Here is a 24,865-nt window from a genome sequence, read left to right on the forward strand (position 1 = left end):
ATCATGATCCTCGATCCGAACGAACACATCGATCCGCTGCGCGATGCTTATCACGAATCGTTCATTGATAATCCCAAGCACGTGGAGTTGCTCGCGCAGCGAAACACGGCGTTGCTGTGCATCGATTTGCAATACCTCGACGCGGCGCGCGGTTGTGGCGTATTCGCCGACGCCGACGCGAGCGGTGTGTCGCCGGAAGCTCAAGAGTATTATTTCGATCGGCTCGAACGATTGGTTTTGCCCGGCGTGCGTCGTTTGCAAGACGCGTTTCGCCACCACGGGCTCGAGGTCATTCACACGCGGATTCAATCGCTGACGCAAGACGGACGTGATCGAGGCAAGGGACACAAGCGTCTGAAACTGCTCGCTGCGCCAGGATCACGCGAAGCGGATTTTCTGGAGCAGGTCGCTCCGGATCCGAAGTACGACGAGATCGTCTTCAATAAAACCGCCAGCGGCGTTTTTTCATCGACGAACCTGCACTACGTGCTCAACAATCTAGGAGTCGAATCGTTGTTTGTTGTCGGTGTTTACACCAACGAGTGTGTGGAGACGACGGTCCGCGATGCCTGCGATTTGGGTTACTTGGTCACGGTTGTGGAAGATTGCTGCGCGACGGTCACGCCGGAACTGCATGAAGCCTCGCTGGCGACGCTCCGCGATCGCTATGCTCGTGTTTTGACACTGAAAGAAACATTAGGGATCGTCGATGCCGCAATCCCGCTGGTCCGCAGTTCGGTCTAATCCGGCTATGCCGAAACCATACAAGCCGGATGCGCAAGTTTTGAAGTTGCGCTTTTTTCGTAACCCGCTGCGTAAGCTCACTGTACCACACAAGTGTGGTCGGATTGGTTGTCTGATTTTTCTCGAGAATCGGGGCCGAAAGCGTCCCATGCGTGGGACAGGTCGTTGACTCGTTGCAGTCCAACGATTCTGGGGGAGGGGGGCGTTGTGCGCGGTCGGTCAAAATCAGACTCGCAATCCGCTTCGCTGCGTTTCGCAATGGCCAAACCTCAAAACGCAGAACCGATTTCGTCCTTGGTGAATAATGCGGGATGAGATATGCAAGGGAGAAAATTTGTGCGGTTCATTGAGCATCAATGAGCGAAATCGGCTTTCGCCTTGACGTAAACATTGCTAGGCCACGTTGTACATCGGTTGCGCGAGGAATCCAAAAATCTCGAATTCGAAGCCCCGTCCTCCGTTGAAACTGAAAACTCAAGATCGCGCTAACGCAAACCAAGGCAACGGAAGTGGCGATCGCCGCGCCAACGACGCCGAAGCCGGGGATCAGCAATCGATTGAGAATCGTGTTGACAGCCAAACCCGATAAGGACGCTTTTAAGTTCGCTTCAAATTGTGTTGCAACGGCCAAGTATGCCGACAGCGCTTTCGCCGGAGTGAGGAAAACGTAGCCGGGTAAAAGTAGCATGAGAGGAACCACAGAGGACGAGTAGCCAGATCCCCATACCAGCCAAAGTACCCAAGGACTTGCGATCGCAATTACTGTCGAAGTAACACAGGCGACCAGCATTAACCCTCGACAAACTTCGCCAGCATGGGTTGAGTTCATTTCTTGACGTGCAAGTGATGGATAGAGAACAAATCCCACTGAGTCTCCAAAATGATTGAGTTGCGATGCGAGAAAAACGGCAGGAACATAGATACCAAGCGACTCTTCGCCAACAAAAAACGCAAGCAGAAAGAGGTCGAAACGGTAGATGAGCAGTTGAGAAATTCGGGATGCGCTCGATTTCCAACTTACTTTGAACAACTCGCCAAGACTAACTCGCTCCGATAAAGCAACTTCCATTGAAGGGGGGGCGTGGCGAAGCAGCTGAATCAGCCACGACACTGCAAAAACCACCATGAGTGCGTACGCGCAAGCGAGAACCTCTAGCGCAGCCACGGGCGTTAAGGAACCAGTCCACCATAAAGTGGCGGCCAGGGGCAAGTTGAACATTGGTGGAAGCACCATCAACGCATTGGCGGTCCGCGTCTTGCCGATCGTTCGAAACACTCCGATGGCCAGACCCTGCGCAAGCGTCGAAATGGAAATCACGCAACCGACGGCCATCAATGACCAGGGGGCGTTGTCAACAAGTAAGTAAACGAGTCCGCAGGAAACAAAAAGGGTTGGCACAGTCATCGCTAGAAAAAATCTTCCCACCACGCTCAATGCGGTATTGAAATCAGTGATTCCATGCTTTCTTAGTGCGACAATCGCGGTACCCACGCCCGCTTCGCAGACCTGCCCAATCTGCGCAGCAAGATTAGCGACCAACTGGTATCGCCCATAACCGCCAACACCCAATCCACGACCGAGCACTGATGCTGAAGCGACTCCTATTGCTGCGACACCGATACTTCGAAGCAGCGAGAGCTTCATCGCCATTGCGGGAGATTCTCGATCCGGATGGATTACCTGCGTAGTCATGGTTTATCGACCCGACCGACACGTTCTTCGGGTTGTGCCCAGATGTCTTCTTGCGTGGGAAGCTCGCTGCCAACAGGCGTCCAGCTTCGTCTTCGGTAAACGAAGAATTGGTAGCGATGCGAACGTAGTAAATCGAACAATTGCGATAGTTCAAAGCCAGCTGCCCGCGATGTAATCGAGTTCACCTCCAGGATAATGCTCGGTCGAAACCGTTCGAGGCTTTCCTTCGCTCCTCGAAGCACATTTAGCTCGTAACCCTCGACATCAATTTTAATGAGATCGATCCGATCTACAGCTTGCGACCTCACGAAGTCGTCAAGTGTGAGCACATCGACCTGCGCGGAGGCGATATGCTTAGGTGTAAATGAGAGCAAACTCGTAAGCGCAGAATCATCACATGCATAGAGCGTTCGCATGGTAGACTCCTCTCCGAGAGCGGACGGGATGCACCTGACGTTTCGTATCGAGTTGGCCCCTATGTTTTGAAGGAGAATAGATCGTACGGCAGCATTGGGTTCGAATGCGATGACACGGGCTGCGGGCTTCGCCATTGCCATCGCTACAGTGAATTCACCAATGTTGGCCCCCACATCCAAAAAAACGCCGTCATCCGTAAGCTGCGTTTCGGCGAGGTGGATTTGGTGACGATGATGCGCGCCAAACCAAAAAAACAGACTCCCAATTCGGTCTGATCTGTCAACAACCATCTGTTGTCGTGTACCAGGCAATCTAATCAGAGTCTCGCAACTTCCGCTCAGCTTGCGTCGCCGAAGGTCGGTTCTTTGGAGCCGCTTGATCCATGGACGGAAGCCACACGCGTAGGGGTACCGTGCGAGTCGTCGCGTAAGTGCAGCGAGTGATTCGGTATTCAACATGAATCTCACTCGTTGCTTGACCTTGTTGCCGAAACAACCGGCATTGCTTCGGATTTCCGTAACGAGACAATACGCCGTAGTTGCGAGACAACTTCGTTCAAGTAGCCAGCGGATCTCAAGCCAAAGTAAATAAACAACGCTGGAAACGTCTCGATCGATCGTAAAACGGTTTTTCGTTTCAGAGCTAACTCGTTGTAGATCGCGGCCATTAGGAACAGAGAGAATGAGGCTGCCGAAACAAAAACGATCTCGGTTAGCCATGCACTCAACAAGAGAAACAGTCCGGCACCGATGAGGGCCAATAGTTCCCATCGCGGCGCCAATTGGTACTTGAAAGCGAGTCGGGCTGTTGAGCGACCGCTCTTGTACGCTTGCCGACAAAAGCTACGAAAGCGGTACGGGTGATCATGCAGGCAAATCGCTTCAGGGACGTGCACGGTTAACTTTCCATCGCGCAGAATCTTGATTCGTAACCCTTCTTCGTCGCACCTCGCGGACGTGGCAACATCTTTGGGTATTTCCGCTCGGTCTTCGTCAAGCGTATCCACCGCGTATTGGCGAAGCACGAGCATGTTCGCTGCAACAAGACGATTCGCGATTCTTATCCCGTTGACCAATCGGGAGGAAACGCGTTGCTGACCAATGAAGAACCGTTCCCAGAGATTTGATACCGCCACGTTCTCGATATGCCCACCAGCAGCAGCAACATTGGGATGCACAAACGGTGTTTGAAGCTTATCTAGCCAATGCGAATTGGCAATGCAGTCGTCATCAATGAACGCGATGAGTGATCCTTGGCTGCTGCGAATCGCTTCATTGCGACTGGGGTTCGCTCCCCGAGGCGTTGGGTGGTGAATCAAATGCAGGTTGAAATCTGGATGTTCGCTGGCGAATTGCACCAGTTGATCTTCCGTGTCATCGTTAGATCCATCATTGACAACAATCACCTCAAAGTCATGAAAACTCTGGCAAGTTAGTGACTGCAAGCAGCGAACGATTTTATCGCTTCGGTCACGAGTGGGAACGATGACGCTGATGAGTGGGTTCGCTTCGCCAGGATTCACTTTGGTGCCTGCCGGATAGTTTCGTCGTTCAGTTCAGGCGACGTTGCTGCGTCTTGACTCAACTCGCTGACATCTTGCCGTGCTTGCAAGGCTCGCACTTGCTCTTTCAATATACCTATTTCCTGGATCAATCTCACCGTCTTGCGGTGTTGGCGTGATAGCGATACCGAGACGAAAAACGAATACACATAAATCACCGCCAACGCAAAGAACAACACTGCCGATGCGTAGCTCAAGTGCCATGCTTTGGCGAAATTCTTGATCACATCGGGAAATAAACCGAATAACAATAACGCAGTCGCTAGGCCCAGCCAGCCAAGCGCATAGCGTTCCTTTAATTCGCGACTGCGAACCCAGTAGAGGGTGAGCAAAAAAGCGATCACCCCCGCAACCATCATCAGTCGCTCGGCGTTCATGTTAACGTTTGCTCCTTGGGTCGCAGCATGTCGACACAAATCGCTAAGGTGACTTTCGCCATGTAGTAGACTGCTCGCGTTGCACCGATCGACGACTCGCCACCCTGCCTCGCGTGCATTCGGACTGAAGTCTCGCCGACACGCAGCCCGTTGCGCAGCAACCAGTACAGCGACTCGGGCTCGGGATAGTCGTCGGGATAGTGTTCGGCGAAGCGTTGCCATGCACGCGGGCCTGCACAACGGAAGCCACTGGTCGGGTCGCTAGCGGATTGACCCGCTAGTGTGCCGATCAGCCCTGACAAAAACCGTATCCCCATGCGTCGCAAACGGGTCGAGCGAAATCCATTGTGCTCTGTCGGCAAGAAGCGCGAGCCAATACCTAAATCAAGTTGATGCGTCTGACAATAATCTACCAAAGAGACGATATCCGCAGACTCATGTTGCCCGTCGGCGTCATGCTGGACCACGTAGTCGTAAATCCCTTTGCTTTCGGCAAAGCGGTATCCTGTTTGAACCGCTACCCCGATTCCGCCATTCAGGGGCAGGTCGATGATATGCAGCCGGCCATTCCACGACGCAGCGAGATCGTGGGCAATCGATGAGGTGCCGTCGGACGAACCATCATTGACCACGACGACATCGAATGACTCTGGCAAACTCGCCAGCTTTTCGATGGTACATGCCAGCGAGCGCTCTTCGTTATAAGCAGGGATCACGATCAGTCGTCGGAAAGTCGTTGACATTACTGTTGAGCTCAATTTTCCTTCGTTGGATCATGTGATGTTCGAAACCATAGCATAGACGATACCGACGTACATGCAATACGTTTGCATTAGAGCATTGTCGCACCGAACTCGTTCTTCGTTCGACTGCAATACCGTAGGCGTCGGCGAGTCAATAAAACACTGACGCCTACGGCTTGCCGTTAAACGATTTTTGCCGACAGCACTCATGGTTTACTTCCTTCGATCCAGGGTTCACGGCGTTCGAAACTCGCAAGACGTTCAGTTAAATCTTCCACCAGCGATTCGTCCGACTTTGACCTAGCCAATCGAAGGGCCTGCTGAACCGAATCGATCGCCGCGTCAAAATTGTTTTGTGCGGCTTGAATCGCGGCCCAAGTATCCAGTACATACGCGTTCTCCGAGGCGGCAACATCATAATGCTGCTGCAATAGCTGCTCGGCTCGGGCAACGTCTCTGATTTGCTTATCTTCTGCCGTCGCTAAGACCCAGGCCAACCGCCGCGCGGCTACATGCAACTCGGGCTGCTCGATGAGCGTTTCCTCGAGCAGGGGTACCGCCTGATCGAGGCGCTGCTGTTGCAGATGGACGAGAGCCAAGTTGTATTTTGCTTCGGAATGTTTCTGTTCGATCGCCGTTTCAAAGGACTGCTGCGCATCATCCAGGCGACCTTGAGCGAAGAACACGGCACCAAGATCGTTATAAACTTCTGGATAGTGTTTCTTCTTGGAAAGCGCGCGTTGGTAGAGCGTGATGGCTTTGTCATGATGCTTGAGGTACTGAAGACACTCGGCCAAGCTAGCATCGAATAGCGGAATGCTTTCATTGGACAGCCCGACCGCGTTGATCAGCGGTTGTAAAGCAGCATCCTTGTTGCCCCGTTTGTAGTAGGCAAGTCCTACCGTATGCCAGGCTCTCGCATTGTTGGGAGCGAGCTGAGTGGCACCATGCCATAAGGTCAATTCATCACGATAGTCAAGGTTGCGAAGATGGGTGCGCCAGGCAAGTAGGATTACGCAAGACAATAGAATACAACCGAAAGCGTACTTGAGTATCAAGGGACGCTCACTACTTGCAAGCAGCCTAGCTGCCAGAACGCTTGCACCCAGGACAATCCCAGCCAAGACGACTGCCGACGGTAAGTACATTCGATGCTCAAAGGCCAAGTCGGCGATCGGCATTACGCTGGAAGTCGGGGAAAGAATCAAAAAGAATGTGAGCGTTAACCAACCCGCAATTCCACATTTTGAACATTTCGATCCTTCCGACGGACGTACGGAAGAACCACGCCAATAGCAATATCCGCCGAGCAGCAGTATCGCGACAATCGTCGCACCCAAGGGCAGATAAACCAGCGGATTGGTTTGAATCTTCCAGTCATAATCGATGCACAAGTCCTTTGGCCAAATCACGAGCGATAGGTAATGCCAAATGACTTCCGGTTGCGTTCGGAGATATTCCCATGAGTTCAGCTTATCGATGCCAATCCCCATCGATCTGCTACTCGTTCGTACCGGATCAAAGAAACGTGTCACGCTGGGGATGAACCATGCGTAAGGCGTGAGCATTAGGGAGTACGGCAACCATCGATGCCGAATAATGTCAAGCCAACGCTGACTCGTGATGATCCGATCGAACAACAAGATTGCAAGCGGTGCAGTTGCAAACACTTCCTTAGAGAGCAGCCCAATCCAAGAGCCGATTAAAATGAGGAGGCAACCGGTTATGCGGAACGTGCTTAAGTAAGCCGATAACCCAACCCAGGCTGCGAGGTACCCCAGTGACGCCAACGATTCGTAGCGCTGGACGATATAGGTAACGGCCTGCGTCGTAAGGGGGTGAAGAGTCCAAAGTGTGGCGATGATCGCCGCCGTAAGAAGTAGCCGATATTGCGACGTACTTTCGGAATCATGTCCATGATGTTTCGCTCGCAACCACAAGCGACCAGCAAGCCAACAGCCAGCGAAGAGCAACAAACCATTGACAACATGAATCACAAGATTGGTAACTAAATAGGCTTTCGGATCGAGTTGGGAGAAATGGTAGTTGATTGCAAACGAATACAATCCGACCGGACGATTGTTGCGAAAGTAGTCGTCTAGAGGCCACAGTTCACGAATCTGTTCCTTGTCAACAATGTTGCCGTAGTCATCAAAATGGAACACACCATCGAGCGAGCCTCTCCAAACCAGCATCCAACATGCACACAGCATCAACGCCACTCCGACCACCAGTGCAGGACCTGGGCCTTCGCGTGTTTCAGTGGTGTTGTTAGTTTCTGCGATCATCTTTTTCGAAAAGGTTTGTGCGTGGCTCGTATTTATATTCGTGTTTATTTTTTCAGACTCCCTTCTCCCCCGGCTTTGCGGGGGAGAAGGGTTGGGGATGAGGGGGCAGTTGCGATACTCGTCGCTGTGATCGATAAGCATTGCGATTGCTCATGAAAGCACCTCACCCCCAGCCCCTCTCCCCGAAACGGGGCGAGGGGAGCCAGTGTCTTGAATGATTCGAGTTTTGGTTCCTTCTTGCAGGTTTCCTTTCTGGCCCGCAGTCACTTCAATCACATGCGCGACCCCTTTCGTCTTCGGTATCACCATTCGCCATGGATTCACACCGAGGCGAGTTTCCAAGATTTGCAAATCTTCGCTGAGAAAAATCAAATCAATCGCAAACCGCATCCACATCGTGTGAACGGATCGGCAATTGCGAAGCAGCAACCCGCAATTATCTTCCAGCGGCTTTGCGAACTGCAGCCCACGAAATCGCTGCCAGAATGTTTCCGCAACGAACAAGCGTTCGAGCAGAACCGCTCCCGTCTCGGCATCCTCCCATCGTCCCAGCATCGGAAATCGCATCGCTAACCTCCGAAAGCCGAACGAGTGAATTGATCGAGCACTTGTACGATCTGGAAAATGATCGGACCCAATGACGCAATCATGATTCCTGGCAAAAAACAGGTGATCAGCGGGAAGAGCAACTTCACCGGAACAGCCATCGCCATCGCTAGCGCTCGCTCACGACGGCGACTGCGCAAATCGTCTGCTTGGGCTCGCAGCGTTGCAGCCAAGCCTGCACCGACTTGCTCGGCGTGAATCAATGCGGAAACAAAAATGCCGAACCATGGAACGTTCACATGCTGGTTCAATCGCTGTAGCGCATCGACGCGACCGCGACCGGTCAGAATCTCCAAACGGAACAAACGAAAGTCTTGCGCCAACGGTCGTTGTCGTCGCTGGGTTTCGAGTACTCGGTCAAGCGCCGCGTCGAAACTTAATCCTGCTTCGGCGAGCGTTGCCAATAGGTCCAGCGTCAGCGGCAAATCCTGTTCGATCTCCGTCACGCGTTTGCGCCGACGACCACGCACGATCACCGCTGGCAATGCTGCAAGGACAAAAATTGCTGCAAAAGGGCTGAGCCAAACCAACGGCAAAAACACTTCGCCGACGTTTCCTGGAATCGCGCGAAGGACTGTTTCAAGCAACGTGATCACTTGACTTTGATATAAAGCGTAAGCAACCAGCACAGACAAAAGTGTCGATGCTGTGGTAGCCAACAGAAACATCGTCACCGCATTGTTCTTGCGAAAGCCCGCTTGAAACAGCCACCAACCCAACCATGACCGTTGTGTTGGAAGAGCTTCAACGCCACGATCGTCGATTGCAGACGCTCCAGCGGCGAGACGTTGTTCGCTTTGAGCGAGCAGCCACAGCCAGCGCAGCAACCACAATCCGATCGGCATCCCAATTGCGAGCAGAAGCAGCACGAGTATTTGTAGTTGCGTCATTGCTTTAGAACCTCGGTTTACTCATCCACGAGATCCAAACTGTGCCGACAGCTTGCAACAACATGCCGACCGACACCATGATTTGCCCCACCATGCTGGTCAAAAATCCCGTCATGCGTTCGGGATCATTCCGCCAGATCAAGGCACCGATGAAGTACGTCACCACGATGACACTCACCACCGACAGTCTCGCTTGCGTTGTCATCGCATTCATTCTTCGCGACAGTTCGATGCGATCGCGCACCGTGCGGCCGACGTTCGCCAAAGTCAATGCCAAACGTCCGCCGACACGCCAATTCACGGCCAGTGTTTGCGAAAACAGCGTCACGCTTTCTAAAGGAAGCCGCTCCGAAAGATCGCCAAGTGCGGCGACGGGGTCTTCGCCATAACGAACCGCTCGCGTCAATTGCTCGGCCTCGGTTAACCAGGGGCGTCGAGCTTGCTTCACACTCGATTCCAAAGCCGATTGCAATCCGGCACCTGACTTCACCGCAGCGACCATCATGTCGATCGAATCGGCGAGCTGCTGTTCCAGTTTTTGAATTCGCATTTGCACGAAAATCGCATCGACTTGTCCGGCGCACAACAAGATCATTACGAAAAACGCGAGCAAGTACGGCCACGGAATCGACAGCCCGAACCCAGCCAGTCCGACGATCAGAATCGCAATCGGAATCCCGATCCACCAATACCGCGCCAGCACTCGGCTGCGCCGATGTCGAACCGAGAACTCTTGCGTATCGTCAGCGACCGCCGCTCCATCGACCAACTTGACTTGTTCAAACAGTCGGCCTCGCGCGACCGTCGCCAGTTGGCTTCGATACAGCGCGATGGCAACGGCGAACAGTCCACCAAGCAACATCACACCAAACAGAACGAACAGAACGATTGCCACGATTAGCCTTCGCTCCCGCTGCGAAAAATCTCCAGTGGAATATCAAAGCCTCGTTCGCGAAGCGTGTGTACTCGTCGTGGAACGATTCCCGTTGGCTGATACTCACCGATGATCTGGCGATCTTTTCGCGCACGTTGTTTGAATACAAAAATGTCCTGCAACTGAGGTGTCAACTCTTCCATGCCGGTCAGTTCGGAAATCGACTCGACGCGTCGGACACCATCATCATAGCGCCGTACGGAAATGATCAGGTCCACTGCGGAAGCGATCTGTTCGCGGATCGCTCGCGAAGGCAAATCGATCCCAGCCATCAAAACCATCGTCTCCAAACGCGAGACGGCATCACGTGGGCTATTGGCGTGAACCGTCGTCAAACTGCCGTCGTGTCCGGTGTTCATCGCTTGCAACATATCGAGCGCTTCGCCACCGCGAACTTCGCCGACGATGATGCGATCCGGACGCATGCGAAGCGCATTGATCACCAGTTCTCTTGCGGCGATTCGACCGGTGCCTTCTAAATTCGCTGGTCTCGTTTCCATTCGAACCACATGGACTTGGTCCAAGAGCAACTCCGCTGCGTCTTCGATCGTGACGATTCGTTCCGATTCGGGGATCGATTCGCATAGAGCGCCGAGGAACGTCGATTTTCCCGCGCCGGTTCCTCCGGCGACGAGAATATTGCTGCGAGATAGCACCATCCAGTACATGAACTCGCGCATCGCGGCTGAAAACATCGCCAGCCGCAACAGATCGTCTTGTCGCAATCGTCGCTTGCCAAATCGCCGAATCGAGAGGGTCGGTCCATCGATCGTCACCGGCGGCAGGGTTGCATTGACGCGGCTGCCATCGGCCAAGCGAGCATCGACCATCGGTGAACTTTCATCGATTCGCCGTCCGACGCGAGCGGCAATCCGCTGGATGATGCGAACCAAATGCTCGTTGTCACGAAAGCGAACCTCAGTCGTTTCGAGCTTTCCAAATCGCTCGATGTAAATCTGGTCAAATCGATTGACCAAGATATCCGTCACCGCAGGATCGCCCAGCAACGGCGCGAGCGGACCGACACCGAGTGTTTCTTCCGTCAGGTCATCGGCAAGTTGTCGTTGTTCGGCAGCGTTGAGCGGCAGGTCTTCGTTCTCAAGAATTTGCTCGACAAAGTCTTTGACTGCGCTCTCGAGAACGTCGTCCGATGCGCCAACAAAACGGGTTTCGTTAAGCAGATCGAGCAAGCGTTGATGAAGGCCCGTTTTCACCGTCACATAGTCGGCTGCCTTCGATCGGGTCGCCACCTCAGTTGAAACGCTGAAGGCATTCTTTGACGTTTCTCGTTCGAGTGCTCGATCCTTAGGAACTTGAAAGCGAAATTTGGACAATCGTTGTCGTGCGAGTTTCCCGGCATCTTCATGTGTTTCGTCGAACATCAATCGTCCTCCTCTTGGACCGGCTGAAGTGCCGCGATCTCGCTGGCGAGTTGCTTCAGCTCGCGATGCAGTTTCGACCATCGCACCCAATCCATTGTGCAAGGACGACCAACGTTTGCTGCGGTGATCATCCGTTTGTCGTACGGCAGAACATGATCAACATTCATTCGCAGCGAACGAGCAATATCATCGATCAGCGGGTTGCCCGCCAATTGTTGGTAACGATTGACAACAATTCGCAAACGCGTTGAGGGGTATTGAAGGTTTTCGAGCAATCGCAGCAGGTGAACCACGCTTAGCACCGTTGGCACAACGTTATCCAGCACCACATACGCTCGCGTCGCGATGTCTAAAACACTCATCACGACTTGGTCGAACAGCGGAAACGTATCGACAACAACAAAGCGAAACGTGCGTCTGGCTAAGTTCAAAACACGCACGATCGATTGGTCGTCGATGTCGGCTGCGGCCAATGGATCGGGCGGTGCGGCGAGCAACAGTAGACCGGACTCGTGTGGTGTAGCGAGTTGTCGAATGAGTGTGCTGTCCAAACGTTGTCGTTGTTCGAACGCATCGTACAGCGATGTTTCTGGTGACAAATTCAACATCGGTGCGCACACGCCCATTTGCAGTGACGCGTCGATCAACAACACTTCGTCGGGATACCGCATCGCCAGAGCAGTCGCCGTGTTGACGGCTAAGCTTGATTTTCCGACGCCTCCCTTGTTGCTGATGAAGGCAACGCAAGTACCGTATCGCGATGGCTCGTTGACATTTTGGTTAGGGATCAAACGGGTCATGAATCCGTTCAATTCCCCTTCAGCGATCGGACGGCGCAGAAAATCGCTGACTCCTAAACGCACCAGTTCAACCATATAGCCGGATGAAATGCTTGCGGTATTGGATTCCCCGCTGTAGACACCGACTAAAGTCAATTCGGGATTGACCGACCGCAGTTCGCCGATTCGAGATCGGTCGTGCGAAAGTTCTCCGGATAGCTCGATCATTACCGCGTTGGGTTCGCGATCACGGACGGTGTTGACGGCTTGAGTCAGGTCCGTAGTGATGTAGACGTTGACGGGTCCTTCGCTGGCCCCGTTACGAACTGCATCGCGAATTTCACGACCAACCGCTTCATCTTTTGCGAAGATCAATAGCTTGGGGGCGAACGCAGATTCATTCATCTAGGGTTGCCACCAACGGTTCAGGCCGATCAGTCAGGAAGACTTCTTTCTCGATTCTGGTCCCGCGAACATGCTCTTGCAGAACGGCGCGCACGGCTGGATCTGACTCGCCTTGCCGCGAGAAATCTGCGTTCTGAATACTTGATTCATTGACGGGACGCAAAGAAACATGCAAGGGATTTTGAGTATCAAGGACGCCTAAGACAGAACCTACGAACTCATCGGGAACCGCCAGCACGAATTGTGGAACGGTGCGTTCTTCAAAGGTCACTGGATCCGATTTAACCGTTTCCGTCACCGTGGACCCGTCCGCCGTCAACTGTGTTTGAGTTTGTTTTTCTGAGACGCCACCCAGCTTCGGAACAATTATCTGCACCGTACCCGAATTGGTGAGCAGCCTGACTTGCGTTGCGACGGTACGCGACGCTGCGACTCGACCGCCGGGCAACTTCGTGGCTTCTTTAACGGCGTCCGAACTGGCGATCGATTGACTGACTTTGTCCGCTAGCGAGCTGACTTCGATACCACGCGCAGACACCAAGTCGAACACCGTTCCGACTGACAATGAATCGAGGCCCACGATTTGAGTTGCGTTTACTGTTACGCCGCGCATCCCCGGTTCCAAACCAAGTGATGGCCCCGCGATGGATCCGGCTGGGGCCAAGTCGATCGTTCGCACGGGGCGTCCTGCTCGCAGCGGCCGGACAGCGATGCGGTCGATCAGTTTGCGAATATCGAGTTCCCAGTCCTGGTCGACATTGGCCGAATCAAAATAGAGCGTTTGCACGTTTCCAGTGGTTGGGTCGATGAAGTCATCAATCGTGAGTTCTTCGTAAGCGGGAATTTCTTGGACCAGGATGGGAACTGGGATTTTGCCGCCTTGACGCTGAGCGTTTTCGAACGGGTTGCCGGGTTGGTTTTGAGTTACCAGTCTCGTCTCTGGCTCCCCTCGCCCCGCTTCGGGGAGAGGGGCAGGGAGTGAGGGGCTGGGGAAATTCACTAGTTCCCAGGCTCCTGCCTGGGAACGCACTGCACCGCAGGCTCCGCCTGCTAATCCTGGTGCAGGAGGCAGAGCCTCCAAGGCAGTGTGTTCCCAGGCGGAGCCTGGGAACAAGGGGGAACGGGTTGCTGAATCGAGTTCCTGCTGGCTCGATCTCGCCACGGCGAACACTTCCACTTCATCGCGAATGAGCTGAGCCAACTTGGCAACTTCCAATTCAGGAATGCCAATGATCACCGTGTCACCCGCTGACTCCGACAAGTACACAGCATCGCGAACCACTTCACGAATCCCGGTTCGTACCATCGCGGCGATGCGAGCGTCTTCATCAGAGAGCTGTCCACCTTGAAGTGTTGCCCAAGAAGTACTCGGAGCTGCGGCGGTGACTTCACCAGGCACTTTCGTCAAGATCGAAAAGGTGTCGCCAACAGCAAGCTTCTCGAAGCCTTGAACATTCTCTTTGGACAAAGACATGCCTGCCATTCCCGCAGGCAAACCTGCCGAGATACCGGGCCGAGTTCCGGGAGGCAACAGATCGCTTTCGGTGACCAGCGATCCGCGCCGCAGCGGTCGCGCGACGACGCGGCCATACAATTTCGCAGGATCTGAAATCCACTCCTTCGAGATTTTATCGGGAGCAAAGTAATACAAGTGCAGTTGCCCGGTCGACTCGTCCATTAGGTTCTCATCGGTCAATGCTGAAAACGCACTCACCGGCGAAGCGGTCGTGATCACCGGAACCATTCCTTCGGTTGACATGGCATCGCCGACATCGCCGCCCGGCAATCCGCTGCGAAGAACACACGTCATCTTTGTGCCAAGCGAAATCGCTTCGGTCAGTGGTCCGATTTCGTCGGGGTTAACGGCCAATTCGGCAAAGACTGCGGCTGGCGTCGCTGTTGATTTCGATTTACTGCTGCTTGGCGTCACGGTCAGTCCCGTGGGACCGTTGGTTGATCGTTTCGAACCGCTAAACAAAGTGACCAGCATGCCATCGGTGACCAGATGCTTCACCCCGTGGCGTCGTGAGAGTTGACCGACGCGCAGCGACGGTGGTTTGATGCCGCCGAACAATGCGGCCGGTTCGCTGTTGGTAAGCTGGTCCTCGCCATCTCGCATCGGTAACGACACGAGCAAGTCAAAGTGATCACCGCCGCGCAGTTGCTCCAGTCCCGCAATTCCGCTGGCAGGAATCGACATTGCAAACTTGCCTGCCGGAATCCCAGCAACAAGTCCGGGTCGCGTTCCTTTTTCAAGAAAGTCCGCTTCGCTCAGCACCATGCCCGCTTGTTTATCGCGGCGCAGCACACGTCCGATGAGGTCAGCCATATTCCGTGAAGCGACTTGCGCCGTCGCTTCGGGAAGCCAAATGACATTGAGCTGTTGCGTTTGCGGATTGATGAAGTCATTTTTCGTCAGCGCGTCATAGGCGTTCATGGGACGAACGATCGCTGGGAAAGCAAGTTGCCCGGTTCGATCGATCGGCTTGGCCGCTGCCTTCGCTTCCTTATCGAAAAAACCCAGTGTCCAGGCGACTGCCATGCCAGATAGTCCAAGCATCCCGATGACGGTGACACCCATCAGGACGATTGGAAGGTAAGAGCCGCGAGCTGCGGAGCGTCGTTGTTTAGCCATGGAAAGTTCTTAATTCGTTCATGCCTTCCGTGGCGGGTTGATACGTTCTTGTGTTGCCGCTCACCTACAGCATCATTCTTTGAATCAATTCTGGTGACAAACAATGAACACAAACGCCAATGAAGATCGCTGGAGCATACGCAAAATCTTGTTGAGTTCGCAGCGCCGCAACGATTGCCAACGGTAAGCCAGCGATTGCAATCCACAACGCCAACGGAACAACGGCATAAACTCCAAACCACAGGCCAAGCGCTGCAAACAGCTTAATGTCACCACCGCCAAAACGATCCCCGCGTCCAACAATCATTCCGATGAGCAGTGCCACAACGCCCCCGACGACATAATGCCACCAGGGAAATGCTTCCTGATCAAGCAGAAGTCGAACGGGAAGCAGGATTGCCAAAAGGACCGGCAGCCAATCTGGAATCTCTCGTTTCCGCAAGTCGTGAATCACCGCGATTGCACAAACAACCGTAGGAAGCCACCACAAAAAAATTTCACCAATCGGCATCGGATTTCAACGGCCTTGTAGTTGCAAATCTGTTTCACTTTAAAAAGACTGCCCGGCGGATTCACACCCGCCAGGCAGTCCGTATCGCATAGCGCCTTGCAATTCGCAAAGAGCATCAAACTCGCTCAGAAACTAGTTTGGTTCCACGATCAAACCATCGACATCAATTCCAAGGTTGCTAGAGAAGCTCCCTGGGTTTTGGCCATCGAGTACAAAGCCGCTTTGACCGGTTGTGGTCGTGTTAACTAATTGACCGCTGACGATAGCACCATTGTCTTCGTCATGAGCACCGGGAAGTGAGGCCGCAACAGTACCGATCAAGTCGGTCGTCTTGTGACCGAGGATCGCGGTGGCAGCAAGTGCAACCAAAGCGATACCACCGACCAGGATGCCGTACTCGACCAAGCCTTGGCCTTTCTTGTTCTTAAACAACTTACGCATGTGTGTTTTCCTTTTTAGAAAACGAGTTACTGAAAAAACTTTTGCCGCCTGACCAAAGGTTCCGCATGACCAATGCAGGCGTGTGCGGCGGCGACGAACAGTCCGCACACGGTGAATCGTGTGTTGCTTCCGTGCAGCTTGTATGGTTAGCGGCGGTGCCGCTTGGCTGGAACGTGCGGAGAACCGAACGTTTTAAGTGGAGCCCCGCCGCGCCGGCGCAGCCGATCGGGTTTGGTCGGACCGTTGACCAACTGCACCGTACGCGACGGGACGTATGGGTTGGTGAAGTCCGGGCAGTGATGACGCGCACCGCTAGCGGCAGGCAAACATCACTTGGAGGCGGAGAGACACTACGCGAGCGGCGTAGGCGGGCCTCGGGGATGGGGAATCGATCGGAAGCTCGATTCAGGAGCAATCAAGCTAGGAATCTTGGTGATTTCAACGCCGGCGAGGACAACCGACGGCGAGGTCAGTTGCCAACCGACGCCGTTGGGCACACCCAACGACTGGCAGAGAAAACATGAGTCCGAGTGATGACCGTCGTGGGAGTGGTCGGAGCTTTCGTCCGCGACGCCTTCTGCTTCGACGGTGTTGTGATGGCAACAACCGTGGTGGCAGTCGCCTTTTTCGGTTGATGGAGCCTGCTCGTTCAATGACGAATGAACAGCGACTCGCAAGTGACTCTCGTGGTCGCAACCGGCAACATGCAGCCACACCGGGGCATGGCCGATGGCGGCCATCCCACATAGCAGACTGATGAAGAGAGGTCGGACGAACGAAGTCATCGAAGACTTTGGATGCGAGAATTCAGATTGGGATTTGGTCCGACCAAGGACAGAAGACCGACATACGATGCGTGCGATCATTCGGTTCGTCAAGAGGCAAAAAAATGTTTGCGATGAAGTTTTCGTGTAGGTGGCGGCTTCGTTGAACTTTCAGCATTGACCACACGTAGGGCACCAACGAGAATCAAAATGTGTTCCTTGGTCGGACCGAATCGAAGATTGACACTCGTTCCCAGGCTCCCGCCTGGGAACGCACTGCCTTGGAGGCTCCCGCCTCCCGATCCCCGAATTCCCAACTTACTCGTCAGGCGGAAGCCTGAGATGAATTGGTTGCCAGGTAGTAACCCGGCCGCCAGCACTGTCGCCCAACGAGGAGTTAACCGCACGCTATCGCGTAGCGGCTGATTGAGTTGATTTGTTGTCGAGTTCCGAAACCACACGGTTCGATTAGCTGGCCTGACCTTTGTACGTTTCTCACCATCTCCGTGCTTACCTTTGCATCGCATCGTTGCTGTTTGGCAACGTTGCGGGCTGGATGCACGTCGGGTGTGTTGATTCGGCCAGTTCTTGTTGCGTCCGGCACGACGGTGACGTTGAATGCGTGAACGTGGTTACCGCGTCCGTACCGGAGCATTCGTGTTCTTGCACGCATTCTCACGCCGAACATCAGGCCGCTTCCGCCCAAACCGAGCCGGTGGAATCGTCGGGATCTTGCCTCGCGGATCGTTCACCATCGGATCATGGTTGCCCGGGTGAGCATGATTCGGATCATTGCAGCATTTGCCAAAACTTCTTCGCCTCACGAGATGGGGCGATTTTGGTTGAACCGGCGCGGGCGGAGTGTGACTCGCCTGCGGAGTTCATTTTGCGAGTTGCCGATCGCGTGGTTTCACGCGGTGTCTTGGGCAACAGCATCTCGGTAAGGGGACCGCCACGAGTTTGACGAACTCGTGACGTTTTCGTTTCCCCTTTCTTGTTTCTGTACCCGAGGTGCGTCTCATGGCAATGGCCCATGACGTGCCCATGGGCGGAAGTTTGGCAGCGCGTTTGCTGACCACGGACTTTTGCCCCTGGGCCAATCGTTTTGTTTATTGGTTGAAAGAACCCGTTGGTTGGTTCGTCTTGGCGACCGCGATCAGCGTGATCGTTGGAGTCTATCTTGCACCGATCGGCTGGACGCTTGCGGCGTCGCTCGGGTCGGTGATCGCAGTCGGGATGGTTTGGCCGGCGATCGCCGTTCGCGCGGTGAGTTGTCGCTTGAGCCCGGGTCAATCCCACGTTCACGAGGGCGATCCTTGTGAATTGCGGTTGGCGGTGCGAAACCGATTGCCGATGCCGGTGTGGGGTTTGGCGGTCGAGGGATTCTTGGACCGCAGAATCGCCAGCGACGACGCGGCGGCGGTGCCGACGGTGGCGCTCGCGTTCGTTCGTGCGTTGGCGACATCGACCTATCACTTCACGATCCGCCCGGAGTTGCGTGGCCGATATCCCGACGGCGATGCGATCTTGACGTGTTCGTTTCCGTTCGGAATTTGGACGGCCAAGCGAAAGTTACGAGACATTTCCCCAGTCACGGTGTGGCCGAAGGTGTATCCGATCGCCGGCCAAACGGCGATGACCGGACGCCGGGCGGCGGAAACCGGCGAAGGCAATCGGACCGGTCGGGCGGGTGATTTCTTGGGCGTGCGTGAGTACCGACGCGGCGATTGCATGCGGCAGGTCAATTGGATTGCCACGGCACGATCGGGTGATCTGGTGGTGACGCAGCGAAGCGGCCCACAATGTCCGAGCGTCGAGGTGATCGTCGATGCGGCCCGGACCCGTGATCGCGATCAACTCGCCGATCGCATCCGCGTCGCCGCGAGCGTCTTGGCAAACTTGCATCAAGCGTCCGTGCCATTGCGGGTTTATGTCGGACAACGTTGTTTTCACGTTCGACGAGGTTGGGACGGTTTTGTGCAAATGATGGACGCACTCGCCGAAGTTCCCGCCGACGGTTTCGAGGCTCGACAACTCTCCAAGCAATCGGGACAGCGAGCCTCGATCACGATCGCTTCGGCTCACGGTGGTGACGTCGCGGTTTGCATTTCCGATCCGGCGGTGAACCACCGATTGGCCGGCGGCCACTCTCATCGAATGATCCGCCGTGACCAAGGCCTCGCGCAAGGGTTGATGGAGTTTTGGACGGAGGTGCGTGATGCCAACCTGGTCGCGTAGACGAATCGAAACGATCGCATTAGCCGCGTTGGCAATCGCTTCGGTGATTCCGCTACGGTTTTTCGTCGAGTCTCGTTTCTGGTTCTTGGCGGAGATGGGAACGATCGTCGCGGCACTGCTAGTAGCGGAAGTCGCCAAGACTTTCGGTGATCGAACTCGCCTACCGAAACGGGTCGCCAGTTTGGCGACATCGGTGCTTGCCATCTCGCCGATCGCGTTCGCGTTCGCCGCCCGCGCATTCGGTTCGCCGATCGCTTATGAGATGTCCGCCTTGACGCTGTTCGGGGCCGCATCGTTGGCCATGGCCGTCGGAGCAACAACGAATCGAACGAGATCGTTATCGCTCGTCGTCAGCGGATTCTTGGTGCTGTTTTGCGCTTCAATTTCGGACAGCCCATACGCTGCGGCGGTGCCGTTGGTGTGGATGCTCGGTTGCGTCTGGCATTTGATCGCGAACCATTGGGAACGACTCGATTTGGCGATGCCCGCGTCGGTCCAGCGATCGTGGTCGCTGCGTCCGAGCGTGATGATCATGACGCTCGTCGTGCTCGCCGTCGGCGGCTACGCCATCCAAGACCGCATGAAAGACCCCACACACTTGAAGTTCGGTTGGATGCCGACGAGCGGAGGCAGCGAGTGGTCCGACCCGGCCGCGCGAAGCGGCGTCGGAACCGGCGACGCGGCGATCGCGGCCAAGGATCATGCCGAGTCGTTCGGGGCGGTGGACTCAGACATCTTTTTGGAGTCGACCGAGTCGACACTGTTCGACATGTTCAACGACATGATCGGCGAACCGAAGAAGCAAAAGAACAAATGGGAAAAACGACAAGGGATGAACAACGAAAACGTGATTCCCATGCACGAGCGGGCGGCCAAAAGCGAGCAGGGCGGCGGGTCGTTTTCTACACAACGCATGCCGCCGAAGAAGCACCGCCATTTTCAAGACAAGAATGACGCGAGCGTCGTGCAGTGGGACGGCCCGACGGGCATCCGATTGGCGATGCAGCGTTACGATACGTTCGACGGCGATCAATGGTCGCAATCGGCAGACCTGAACGTTGAAAAGCTGACGCGTGTGGACATTAACGACGCCCCTTGGTTCTTTGATCCGGCGATGCGTGATGTGTTGTCGCGTGATGGCGAGGCCGTGTCGGTGGGTTTATTGAAGATCATCCGGCTCGATTCGCAGCGTCTGCCGGTGCCGATGATGACGGCGGGCGTTCACATCAAAGAAGTCGACCGTCAAGATTTTTACGGGATCACCGGCGATGGCAGTTTCTTCATGCCCGGACGCGACAAGGTGCCGCCGCTGACGGTAGTGCATGTGGCCAGCGTCGGATTGATGGAAGACGAGATTCGTGAGGGACTCCGGGGCACGAATTTGCAAACGGAGCCCGCCGGTAGCGCCGTCGGTTCACGAGAAGCGACCGGAGAACCCGCGGCTAGCGCCGTCGGCTCACGAGAAACGATCGGAGAATTGGTTGAATCAGCGATCATTGGTCACACCAACCCCGTCGATCAGCTGAACGCTTGCATCGAAAAGCTTCGCACCGACTTCACATACGATCGCGACGGCGAATCGAGTGCGAGTTCGCTTGAGGATTTTTGGCGGTCACGTCGCGGTGGCGATCATCTGTTTGCCACCACGGCGGCTTTGATGGCCCGTCAGATCGGATTGTCGTCGCGGCTGGTCACAGGGTTTTATGTGCGACCGGATTCGTTCGACATGGCGGCGGGCCACGCGTCGGTGCTCCCGCAAGACGTCCACGTTTGGGCGGAAGTGCGATTGGACGACGGACGATGGTTTGAGATCGAACCAACTCCAGGATTCATGCCACCTGTTTATCGGCCCTCGTGGCGATTGCTTGCCGTTCGATTTGCGGCGGCGTATTGGCCCGTCATGACCGCCGGCGTGGTGGTCTCGATTTGCGTTTACCTGACGCGATGTTTCTGGATCGATTGGTTGCTGTCGGCGGTCTGGGCGTTGGCCCGTTGGCTGCGACCTCGTCAACGCGTCCGATTGGCGATCCGAATCATTGAAGCCCGAGCCCGCTTGGCCGGTCAACGTCGACCGACTGGCAAGTCCCAACGGGCTTGGCTCGAACAACTCACCCGCGCCGACGCAGAAATCGCACGTGCGGCTCGCCGTTTTTCCGATGCCGCCGATGAATTGTTCTTCGGTCACGGCAAAGAACCATCGAATCGTGATGCGACCGCACTGGTCGACTTGCTTCACGTTCGCACCATCAACGCACTGACCAAGGAGGCGATGTCATGAGCATGACCGCCGATACCGAAACACCATTCAATCAAGATTCAGTTCCATCGTCGCCCGATGTTGCTCGCTTGCGTGAGTTCTTGCGCAGCGTTCTGCTCGGCAAAGAAGATCAGATCGACTTGGTCATCGCGTGCTTGCTTTCGCGTGGGCACTTGCTGTTGGATGATTTGCCGGGGACGGGCAAAACAACGCTGGCCAAAGCGATCGCCGAAGGCATTCACGGTCGTTTAGCGCGGGTGCAGTGCACTCCCGATTTGATGCCGGCCGACATCACGGGTTTCAGTATGTTCAACCAGAAGACACGTGAATTTGAATTTCATTCCGGGCCGGTTTTCGCCGACGTGTTGCTGGCCGACGAGTTGAACCGGACGACGCCGCGGACGCAAAGCGCGTTGTTGGAAGCGATGGCCGAACGACAAGTCACGATCGATGGGAAGCCTCAACCGCTGTCGCCGACGTTCTTTGTCATCGCGACCCAAAACCCCATCGATTCTCATGGCGCGTATCCTTTGCCCGAAGCCCAACTCGATCGATTCACGATCAAACTGAAGATCGGTTATCCCGATCGCGAAGCCCAACGACGAATTTTACAACGCGAGGTTCACGATTCGATCGAGAGCGACAAATTCAAAGATGCCACGGCGACCTCGCCGCTGTCGTTGAGCGATTTGCAATCGCTTCAGCAGAAAGCTCAACGCGTCAGTGTTCATCCGCGGGTGACCGACTACTTGATCGATCTGGTCGAAGCGAGTCGGTCCGACGAATCGGTCGAACTCGGAGTCAGCCCTCGCGGGATGATGTGCTGGCAAGCGATCGCACAGGCGTGGGCGATGCTCAAGGGCAGAGATTTTGTAACTCCGACCGACGTCGCCGAGGTGGCCGGTCCGGTGTTGTCGGTGCGTTTGCTGACTCGTGGAGAAAGTGTCGAGAAGGTGATCGATCGGATCATGAATTCCGTAGCGACACCGGAGTACAAATGATGCGTTCACCTTTCATTCGTTACGTTGTGACGGTGTCCCTTGCGATGACGCTGTTTGCCGGTTGCGTTACTGAAGATTCGGCCAAGACGTCGTTGTTCGAAGACGATCACGAAGTCGCACCGCACTGGCCTGATGGTTTGGAAGACGCGGCCGCGAAGATTCGTCAACGGCTCGATGCGTCGAAGTCGTCGCCCGCCGAAGCCAAGCAGCAGGCCGACGAGATCGTCGATCTGGTCAGTTGGGTGCCCGAAATTGCCGCCGACACCAACTTACCCGAACCTGATTGGATTCCGCTGGACAACGCCGCTGAATCGTTGTCGGCAAACCTGCGTGCGGCGAACCATGAACTAACCGATGCGAACCGCCTACAAACGACCGCGTTGTGCGAATTGATTGAGCAGTCGCTGCCTAAGATTCCCGATCAACTTCCGAAATGGAAAGGCTCCACGCCATGAATTCGCCTCTGATCATGCTCGTCGGCGGATTGATCCGTATCGCTCAAGGTTTGATCGCGGCCGCGCCGACGTTGTTGGTCGGTTTGTTGATCGCCGCGATTTTGCGGTATTACCTCGGACGCGATGGCACGCGTCGGTTGTTCGGCGGCGATTCGTTGCGGGCGCTGCCGCAATCTTGGTTGGTCGGAATGCTATTGCCGGTTTGTTCGATCGGCGTATTGCCGATTCTGATTCAAATGCGTCGTTCGGGGGTGAAGCCGGGGGCGATGTCGGCGTTCGCGTTATCGGCTCCGCTGTTCAATCCGTTGTCGCTGTTGTACGGGCTGACGCTCAGTCGTCCGGTGGTCATCTTGTTGTTCGCGTTCGGTTCATTGATCATCGTGACGGCGCTTGGATTGTTGTGGGATGCGCTGGACCGTCGCAAACCGCTCGATGAATCAAACGATGACGTCGCCGATAAATCGGGTTTGATCGGCATGCGTCGATTGGTCGCGACGATGATCCAAATGGCCCGCGATGCGACCGGGGTTCCGTTGGCGTTGACGCTGCTGGCACTTTCGGGTCTCGCCGTCCTGGCCTCCGCGTTGCCTTACGGTGCGATGCAACACAGTGTTGAACGTGACGATCCGATGGCACCGTTGACGATGTTGACGGTTGCCGTTCCGGTTTACGCGACGCCGATGTTGGCGATGAGCCAACTGGGCATGATGTTCCAACATGCCAACTCGCCCGGTGCCGCGTTCACGTTGTTGATTCTTGGAACCGGGATGAACCTCGCCACACCGTTTTGGTTCGGCAGGCATTTTGGTTGGAAAGCGGCGGCGACTTGGTTGGCCGGATTGTTGGTGATCGTGATGGCGATTTCATATGCGATCAACAAACCACTCGTGCCACCGGGGGTGCATCCGGCCGGGCATACGCACGCGTTTGACATCTATGCCAATCCGCTTTCGTCGCTGCATCAGAACTTCTGGTTGACGGCGCGTGAGGCGGTGTTGAAACAGGCCGACATCGCAGGATTGATTTCCTTGGCCGCCTTGGCGTTCTTCGTGGTGATCGGTTTGATACTGCGCGCCTTGGCGATCGACGAGTCACGCTTGGCAGTGGCGGCGCCGCAGTCGACCGATGCGACCGGGCGACGGGGATTCGATGTCATCGTCCCACGCGGTGTCATCGGGGCGACGATGTTGGCTGGATTGGTCGCATTGAGTGTCGTCGCCTGTTACGCCTACTATCCGTCGCCAAAGGAATGTTTGGACGAGATCGCCTTAGCTCGCGGTGAATGCTTGTCGGCGGCATTGAGCGGCGACAAAGACCATGCGTTGTTTTGGTTGCCGGTCTGGGAAGAATGGAGCCGTCGTTTGGAAGTGGGGGCGTTTCTGCGACGCGGAGAACTGCGGCGTTACCAGAGCATGCAGGGATACTTGATCCGCAAGAAGCTGGAATTGCTCGAGCACGAATTGGAACACGATCCGTACGAGCCGGAAGAAGTCCGCGCGGTCGTGCAGGATATTTTTGCGACCAACTCACGCTGGGTACGATCGTTTCAAAATGAATGAATCAGCTTGATTGTCGCACATATCAAGAAAGACGTGTGTTTTTGACCATAAACTGAAAGGTTTGGGTAACGTGTGGGCGAATTTGACAGGTGGCTCACGGTCATAGTGGCAACTCTTACCTAGTTAAATTAAGATAAACGGCGGTCGGACTGAGTTGCCTTCACCTTTTCAAGCGGATGATCCAT

At 55.1% G+C, this 24,865-nt stretch carries 21 protein-coding genes; 6 read left to right on the forward strand and 15 right to left on the reverse strand.

The window, feature by feature from the left end:
• Positions 1-3: 3 nt before the first annotated feature.
• A complete protein-coding gene (locus Pla100_RS19320) occupies positions 4-744 on the forward strand; it encodes a cysteine hydrolase family protein (protein ID WP_146579346.1) in 741 nt (246 codons plus the stop codon).
• A 343-nt stretch (positions 745-1,087) separates the two neighbouring features.
• On the opposite strand, the gene Pla100_RS19325 is transcribed toward Pla100_RS19320, so the two are convergent.
• The 15 genes from Pla100_RS19325 to Pla100_RS19395 form a co-directional block, all read right to left on the reverse strand.
• Complete coding sequence (locus Pla100_RS19325) at positions 1,088-2,395, reverse strand: MATE family efflux transporter (protein ID WP_197168076.1); 1,308 nt, start codon at positions 2,393-2,395, stop codon at positions 1,088-1,090.
• Between the two features lie 38 nt (positions 2,396-2,433).
• Entirely contained in the window at positions 2,434-3,144 is a 711-nt protein-coding gene (locus Pla100_RS30955; protein ID WP_197168077.1) for an FkbM family methyltransferase, read from the reverse strand.
• Between the two features lie 173 nt (positions 3,145-3,317).
• Positions 3,318-4,376, reverse strand: coding sequence for a glycosyltransferase (locus tag Pla100_RS19335; protein ID WP_146579349.1), 1,059 nt, complete (start codon positions 4,374-4,376; stop codon positions 3,318-3,320).
• On the reverse strand, positions 4,373-4,792 hold the full coding sequence (locus Pla100_RS19340; RefSeq protein ID WP_146579350.1) for a DUF2304 domain-containing protein: 420 nt from the start codon (positions 4,790-4,792) through the stop codon (positions 4,373-4,375). The genes Pla100_RS19335 and Pla100_RS19340 overlap by 4 nt, the downstream gene beginning before the upstream one ends.
• Positions 4,789-5,535: a glycosyltransferase family 2 protein gene (locus Pla100_RS19345; RefSeq protein WP_146579351.1), complete on the reverse strand. Its 747-nt coding sequence runs from the start codon at positions 5,533-5,535 to the stop codon at positions 4,789-4,791. Before Pla100_RS19345 ends, Pla100_RS19340 begins: the two co-directional genes overlap by 4 nt.
• Before the next feature lie 206 nt (positions 5,536-5,741).
• Positions 5,742-7,823 carry a tetratricopeptide repeat protein gene (locus Pla100_RS19350; protein WP_197168078.1) on the reverse strand — a complete coding sequence of 694 codons (2,082 nt, stop codon included), beginning with the start codon at positions 7,821-7,823 and terminating at the stop codon, positions 5,742-5,744.
• 150 nt (positions 7,824-7,973) lie between these two features.
• Positions 7,974-8,390 carry a DUF192 domain-containing protein gene (locus Pla100_RS19355; protein WP_146579353.1) on the reverse strand — a complete coding sequence of 139 codons (417 nt, stop codon included), beginning with the start codon at positions 8,388-8,390 and terminating at the stop codon, positions 7,974-7,976.
• Between the two features lie 2 nt (positions 8,391-8,392).
• Positions 8,393-9,319, reverse strand: coding sequence for a type II secretion system F family protein (locus Pla100_RS19360; protein ID WP_146579354.1), 927 nt, complete (start codon positions 9,317-9,319; stop codon positions 8,393-8,395).
• Positions 9,320-9,323: 4 nt separating this feature from the next.
• Complete coding sequence (locus Pla100_RS19365) at positions 9,324-10,214, reverse strand: type II secretion system F family protein (RefSeq protein WP_146579355.1); 891 nt, start codon at positions 10,212-10,214, stop codon at positions 9,324-9,326.
• Between the two features lie 2 nt (positions 10,215-10,216).
• Positions 10,217-11,635, reverse strand: a complete 1,419-nt coding sequence (locus Pla100_RS19370) for a CpaF family protein (protein WP_146579356.1) — start codon at positions 11,633-11,635, stop codon at positions 10,217-10,219.
• Positions 11,635-12,819, reverse strand: a complete 1,185-nt coding sequence (locus Pla100_RS19375) for an AAA family ATPase (protein WP_146579357.1) — start codon at positions 12,817-12,819, stop codon at positions 11,635-11,637. The genes Pla100_RS19370 and Pla100_RS19375 overlap by 1 nt, the downstream gene beginning before the upstream one ends.
• Positions 12,812-15,454, reverse strand: coding sequence for an RcpC/CpaB family pilus assembly protein (locus Pla100_RS19380; RefSeq protein ID WP_146579358.1), 2,643 nt, complete (start codon positions 15,452-15,454; stop codon positions 12,812-12,814). The genes Pla100_RS19375 and Pla100_RS19380 overlap by 8 nt, the downstream gene beginning before the upstream one ends.
• Positions 15,455-15,518: 64 nt before the next feature.
• Entirely contained in the window at positions 15,519-15,965 is a 447-nt protein-coding gene (locus Pla100_RS19385) for a prepilin peptidase (RefSeq protein ID WP_146579359.1), read from the reverse strand.
• A 132-nt stretch (positions 15,966-16,097) separates the two neighbouring features.
• Positions 16,098-16,406, reverse strand: a complete 309-nt coding sequence (locus tag Pla100_RS19390) for a Flp family type IVb pilin (RefSeq protein WP_231603249.1) — start codon at positions 16,404-16,406, stop codon at positions 16,098-16,100.
• 350 nt (positions 16,407-16,756) lie between these two features.
• On the reverse strand, positions 16,757-17,191 hold the full coding sequence (locus Pla100_RS19395) for a DUF2946 domain-containing protein (protein ID WP_146579360.1): 435 nt from the start codon (positions 17,189-17,191) through the stop codon (positions 16,757-16,759).
• Positions 17,192-18,190: 999 nt separating this feature from the next.
• Here Pla100_RS19395 and Pla100_RS19400 point away from each other — a divergent pair.
• Genes Pla100_RS19400 through Pla100_RS19420 form a run of 5 tightly spaced genes read left to right on the forward strand, consistent with a single transcriptional unit; the run spans position 18,191 to position 24,680 of the window.
• Positions 18,191-19,408 (forward strand): DUF58 domain-containing protein, encoded by a 1,218-nt coding sequence (locus Pla100_RS19400; protein ID WP_231603250.1) that lies wholly within the window; start codon positions 18,191-18,193, stop codon positions 19,406-19,408.
• On the forward strand, positions 19,389-21,686 hold the full coding sequence (locus tag Pla100_RS19405; protein WP_231603251.1) for a transglutaminase-like domain-containing protein: 2,298 nt from the start codon (positions 19,389-19,391) through the stop codon (positions 21,684-21,686). The genes Pla100_RS19400 and Pla100_RS19405 overlap by 20 nt, the downstream gene beginning before the upstream one ends.
• On the forward strand, positions 21,683-22,666 hold the full coding sequence (locus Pla100_RS19410) for an AAA family ATPase (RefSeq protein ID WP_146579361.1): 984 nt from the start codon (positions 21,683-21,685) through the stop codon (positions 22,664-22,666). Before Pla100_RS19405 ends, Pla100_RS19410 begins: the two co-directional genes overlap by 4 nt.
• Positions 22,663-23,121, forward strand: coding sequence for a hypothetical protein (locus Pla100_RS19415; protein ID WP_146579362.1), 459 nt, complete (start codon positions 22,663-22,665; stop codon positions 23,119-23,121). The genes Pla100_RS19410 and Pla100_RS19415 overlap by 4 nt, the downstream gene beginning before the upstream one ends.
• Complete coding sequence (locus Pla100_RS19420; protein WP_146579363.1) at positions 23,118-24,680, forward strand: permease; 1,563 nt, start codon at positions 23,118-23,120, stop codon at positions 24,678-24,680. The genes Pla100_RS19415 and Pla100_RS19420 overlap by 4 nt, the downstream gene beginning before the upstream one ends.
• The last annotated feature ends 185 nt before the right edge of the window (positions 24,681-24,865 follow it).

It is taken from the genome of Neorhodopirellula pilleata (assembly GCF_007859915.1).
Taxonomy (GTDB): domain Bacteria; phylum Planctomycetota; class Planctomycetia; order Pirellulales; family Pirellulaceae; genus Rhodopirellula; species Rhodopirellula pilleata.